This window comes from Candidatus Cloacimonadota bacterium, assembly GCA_011372345.1.
Classification (GTDB): Bacteria; Cloacimonadota; Cloacimonadia; order Cloacimonadales; family TCS61; genus DRTC01.
The window spans coordinates 1-5,030 of sequence record DRTC01000654.1; the positions used below are offsets into that span (position 1 = coordinate 1).

At 34.7% G+C, this 5,030-nt stretch carries 4 protein-coding genes and 3 tRNA genes; 2 read left to right on the forward strand and 5 right to left on the reverse strand.

The window, feature by feature from the left end; genetic code table 11:
• Positions 1-185: 185 nt before the first annotated feature.
• From ENL20_12590 to amrB, 5 genes are all read right to left on the reverse strand, one after another.
• Positions 186-270, reverse strand: a tRNA-Leu gene (locus ENL20_12590).
• A gap of 159 nt (positions 271-429) precedes the next feature.
• Positions 430-503 (reverse strand) — tRNA-Cys (locus ENL20_12595).
• A gap of 114 nt (positions 504-617) precedes the next feature.
• A tRNA-Gly gene (locus ENL20_12600) sits at positions 618-692 on the reverse strand.
• A gap of 177 nt (positions 693-869) precedes the next feature.
• Positions 870-1,691 (reverse strand): cyclic nucleotide-binding domain-containing protein, encoded by an 822-nt coding sequence (locus tag ENL20_12605; protein ID HHE39390.1) that lies wholly within the window; start codon positions 1,689-1,691, stop codon positions 870-872.
• A gap of 12 nt (positions 1,692-1,703) precedes the next feature.
• On the reverse strand, positions 1,704-2,528 hold the full coding sequence (gene amrB / locus ENL20_12610) for an AmmeMemoRadiSam system protein B (GenBank protein ID HHE39391.1): 825 nt from the start codon (positions 2,526-2,528) through the stop codon (positions 1,704-1,706).
• A gap of 139 nt (positions 2,529-2,667) precedes the next feature.
• On the opposite strand from amrB, the gene pdxA reads away from it, so the two are divergent.
• Positions 2,668-4,386, forward strand: a complete 1,719-nt coding sequence (gene pdxA / locus ENL20_12615) for a 4-hydroxythreonine-4-phosphate dehydrogenase PdxA (protein HHE39392.1) — start codon at positions 2,668-2,670, stop codon at positions 4,384-4,386.
• Positions 4,376-5,005 (forward strand): ribonuclease HII, encoded by a 630-nt coding sequence (locus ENL20_12620; GenBank protein ID HHE39393.1) that lies wholly within the window; start codon positions 4,376-4,378, stop codon positions 5,003-5,005. Before pdxA ends, ENL20_12620 begins: the two co-directional genes overlap by 11 nt.
• The last annotated feature ends 25 nt before the right edge of the window (positions 5,006-5,030 follow it).

Sequence of the window (5,030 nt, forward strand, 5' to 3'; positions counted from 1 at the left end):
ATTCTGAGGAATTTGAAAATAAAATCCCCATTTAATGCGGGTTTACGGATTTCGGAAGGGTGAAAAAGGGCGAGATGTGTTTAATTGGAGTTATAGATATTTAATTTTTATAAATCCAAGTGGGAAATGTTAAATGTTAATATAAAAAAACGCTAACTTAATTAAAAGTCAGCGTTTCGTTTTTATACCAGAGGCCGGACTTGAACCGGCACGAACAAAAAGTTCGAGGGATTTTAAGTCCCTTGTGTCTACCAATTCCACCACTCCGGCATTTTATAGCCACAAAAGGCACAAAATACATAAAGAAAAACTTCTCCAGAAAATCTTCGGGATCCGCAGGACATCTGTATGTTTTTTTAATCATATCATTCCGAAGAGCTACGTACATTCGGAAGATGATATTTTCTATAAATCCGCAACAAATATAACTGAAGGCGACACCCGGATTCGAACCGGGGATAAAGATTTTGCAGACCTTTGCCTTACCACTTGGCGATGTCGCCGTAAATTCTTTCATTAAATACTGAAAATCACCGAATACACCGAATTTTATCTATTATTTTTCAGTGAACTTCAGCGGTGTTCAGTGTTAAAATTCTTTCACGCTATGAAAAAAATGGAGCGGGAAACGGGACTCGAACCCGCGACAATCACGTTGGCAACGTGAGGCTCTACCACTGAGCTATTCCCGCAAAATTTTTGAGTTTGCAAATTCAAAATCAGGGTTTTTATTGTCAAATCATTTTTACTGTTTTTTTTGAAAAGAGTTCAGCATCGAATATGATAACTTATTTTATTACAATCGATTTTTATGAAGGATTTTAGGGACAAACTTTAACTGATTTTTAAAATATCCACAATGCAATGTTCTATACTATAATTTTGAATTTTAAATTATATTTTTCATCAGCTAAATAAATATTATTTTCACCCTTTTTCAGTTCAACTTTTTTTTCTTTTTTCACGGTCACACTGCGAATCTTTTTTGTTGAACCATGAACTTTCACACCATTTACAAAGCTTCCGTTCTGACTACTGGCATCCTGGAAATAATATTTATTATGAAGCTGAAGAATGGAAAAATGTGAACGAGAGATAACATAAGGTTTATCATCTCTTAAATAAACATCATTTCTATGAAAAAGCCTGTCCGAACTTCTTTTAGAATAACGACCTACTCTAAAAGGAAATTTTGTGATTTCAATACTTCTCATACCATTCATCGCTTTTAAAGCTTCAGGGGAATCTGCAACTAATTTAATGTTTCCTTCTCCAGATTCAGAAGTTTCATCAATTTCTAAAACACCTTCCGTTAAAAAATCTGCTAACCTGGAACCATTATCGCGAATTCTTTGCGCCATTGTCTGGATCATAGCTCTCATTTTTTCACCGGTTTCTTTATCAAAATCAAAATAGGAACTGAATAATCTCGGATCGATAATCTCCAGTTCCAGGTTTGTTTTCGCCCGAACTGTTGCCTGTCTCGGTAAACCTAATATTATTCCTAATTCCCCAAAAACTTCTCCTGGTGTTAGTTCTGTCAGAATTACTTCTTTATCTTGAGAATTTTTCTTAATGATTTCTGCCTTTCCGGAAAGAATAATGTAAAAATCATCAGATTTTTCACCTTCCCTGAAGACGATATCACCAGTAGAATAGTTTTTAACTTTGATGTGATCTGATGTGTTCATAAAATCTCCAATCTATTTATAAATTATACTCGATAAATATCCGACAACTTGACTGAAATCATTATTAATATAACCGGAATGAGTATATTTCAAAGTTTCAATCTTCTTATATTTCAGTTTTTCAGCGAGATGCATCAAAAATAAAATTCCTCCGATCCCACAAGCTTCTATTTTTTTATAGTGCATATCTTGTTCCATCTTATCGATCAAGCCTTTCTGAAAATTTTCAGCAAGTAGATTGTCTTTTTCAATGGCAGTATCGCTGTCATAATAATGAGAAAGGTCAGAGCTGATAATGAAAACAGTTTTATCCAACCTGTTTTTAAAAATCTGTGAAAGAACTTCTGATAGAATTACACTATTTTTACTGTTCTGATTTCCTAAAATGATAGGAACAATCTCTACATTTGGTTTGATCACTTGCAGAAACGGAAGTTGCACTTCCAATGAATGCTCGGAACTATGAGCAGCAGGAAGAAACTCAAAATCAGGATAATCCAGTATTTTTCTAACATATTCCTTTTCAACAGGAACTATACCCAAAGGTGTTTGATAAGCATCAAAATTCCCAACTGAAAATCTATAGCCAGCAATATTATGGCTTGGAGCGATTATGACCGCAAGATCGAAATTTTTCTGTTCGATTGCTTTGTAACCATAAGCAGCACACTGTCCGGAATAGACATATCCTGCATGCGGAGATACAATTCCTAAAGCCTTTTCATATGTATCTTTAACCTTAACCTTTGAGAGGTAATTTTCAATTTCCATTTTCAGTATATCGGAGTTTCCCGGATAAAATGCACCTGCTACTACCGATTTTCTGATAATGCTCATTTTCGCACTCCTTTTGATTTAAAAGCAAATAATTTGACAAAATCTTTAGTGTCAACTTTTTTAAATTTTCCGGATTTAATTAAAGAAAGAAAACTTGCCGAATTTTGAAATTCGGCAAGTTTTAAAACGAGAAGAGAAAATGAAAAAAATTGCGATTACAACAGGCGATCCTGCCGGAATAGGACCGGAAATTGCATCCAAAGCTATCAGATTCCTGCCTTTACAAGAAGATTTTATTTATATTATTTATGGAAAAATATTACCATTTCCTGATGGGAATATTATTAAAAAAATCAGAAATGTCGAAGCTGCTGATATTAGCACAATAATTTACTGGATAGAGATAGATGATTCCGGATATGAGACGGGAAAACCTTCCTCAAAAACAGGTAAAATTTCCTATAATATCTTGGAAAGGTGTATGCTCGATCTGAAAGCGAAGAAACTGGATGCAGTCGTAACTTGTCCAATTTCCAAAAAAGCGATCAGGGAAACTCACCCGGATTTTATCGGACACACCGAATATTTTGCAGAAAAAACAGGATCAGAAAATGTAATAATGAACTTTTGGGGACCATATTTTAATCTTGCACTTTTGACAACTCACATCCCTGTTTCCAACCTGGGAAATATTCTTAACAGGAAGTTTTTTTTGAAGAAACTGAAACTCATTTATAATGAGACTAAAAAGATCATCAAAAATCCAAAACTGGCGGTTTTATCTGTCAATCCTCATGCCGGGGAAAACGGTGCATTTGGTTTTGAAGATGAACTTTTGAAGAAAGCATTAAAAGAACTTTTATTAGAAAATATCATCATTGACGGACCTTTCCCGGCAGATTCCTTTTTTGCTCAAAACAACAGAAAATATGACATGCTCATTTCTGCATATCATGATCAGGGATTGATCCCGTTTAAAATGATCTCTTCGGAAGAAGGTGTCAATGTCACGCTTGGACTTCCTTTTGTTCGAACATCTGTAGATCATGGAACTGCCTTCGATATTGCCGGAAAAAATCTTGCTTCTGAAAAAAGTCTGAAAACCGCTGTTAACTTTGCGGAACAAATGCTGGATAACAATTTTGAGAAAAAAGCAGATAATTATACTGTTTTTGCTAGATTTTATGATCGATATATGTCTCATGCTAATTACCAAGAATGGGTGAGTTTTATCCTGAAACAATTTAACAAAACTTATCTAAAAAGCCCGCAAAAGGTTTTGGAACTTGCCTGCGGAACTGCTAATATTTCAACTCTGTTAGTGCAGAAAGAATTGGAAGTTGACGCTGTTGATATTTCCAGCGAGATGTTGAGCATTGCTGCTCAAAAATCATTTAAACCAATTCTTTATCAAGCAGATATTCTAAACAAAACATTTCCGGGAAAATATGACCTGATCCTGCTTCTATTCGATAGTATAAATTATTTTCTTGAAAGCAGGCAGGTTCATAAAATCCTTAAAAATGCTTATCAGTCATTGCAAAAGCAGGGAATGTTCATTTTTGATATTACAACCCTCAAAAATTGTGAGGATAATTTTGACGGTTTTGTCAATCTTGAGGATAACACTGATGATTATATGGTCCATCAAAGCGAATTAAATTATGGAAATTTTATTCAGACAACCAATCTCACTTTCTTTCTGAAAAAGGGATATTTATTCTCCCGCAAGGATGAAATTCACAAACAAAAAATATACAAAGTTAAAGAAATCGTGGAAATCATCAAAGAAAACGATTTCAAATTAATCGGGATCTACAGTATTGATAATGGGAAAAATCAAGTTGGAAATAATTATGATAGTCTCGATAGAAGATTTACCAGAATATTTTTTGTCTTAGAAAAAAATGCTGTTTAAAAACGAATTCGAATACCGAAAAAAGTACAAGATAATTGCCGGAATCGATGAAGCAGGTCGTGGTCCGTTGGCAGGTCCGGTTGTTGTTGCTGCTGTTATTTTGGATAGAGACTGGCATATTGAAGGTCTAAATGATTCTAAAAAATTATCCGAAAAGAAAAGAAACAGATTGGCTTGGGAAATCCTTGAAAAATCTCTGGATTGTAAGGTGATCATCATACCTCCCACAAAAATCGATGAAATTAATATCCTGCAGGCTACCTTGTTGGGAATGGAACAGGCAGTTCTGGATTTAAAGATCAAACCGGATATATGTTTGATCGATGGGAACAAGGTCCCTGAGAAAATAGCACATTATTCTAAAGCGATCGTCAAAGGTGACGCAAAATATGCTTCGATCGCAGCAGCTTCCATTTTGGCAAAAGTTACTCGAGACAGGATCATGAGAGAAAAGCATGAAAAATTCCCGGTATATAATTTCCGAAAAAACAAAGGTTATCCAACACGCGAACATATTGCTGCTATACGCAGTTATGGAATCACTTCTCTTCACAGAAAAACCTTTCGTCCTGTAAAAGAGATCATTTTAGAAAATCTAGATCGAACTACTGCCAGTTGAATTTTAAATTTTTCTGATCAATATC

What these genes read in the sequence shown, in the direction of transcription:
- pdxA (HHE39392.1), top strand. Translation starts at nt 2,668, where the DNA reads ATGAAAAAAATTGCGATTACAACAGGCGATCCTGCCGGAATAGGACCG.
- ENL20_12605 (HHE39390.1), bottom strand. Translation starts at nt 1,691, where the DNA reads ATGAACACATCAGATCACATCAAAGTTAAAAACTATTCTACTGGTGAT.
- amrB (HHE39391.1), bottom strand. Translation starts at nt 2,528, where the DNA reads ATGAGCATTATCAGAAAATCGGTAGTAGCAGGTGCATTTTATCCGGGA.
- ENL20_12620 (HHE39393.1), top strand. Translation starts at nt 4,376, where the DNA reads ATGCTGTTTAAAAACGAATTCGAATACCGAAAAAAGTACAAGATAATT.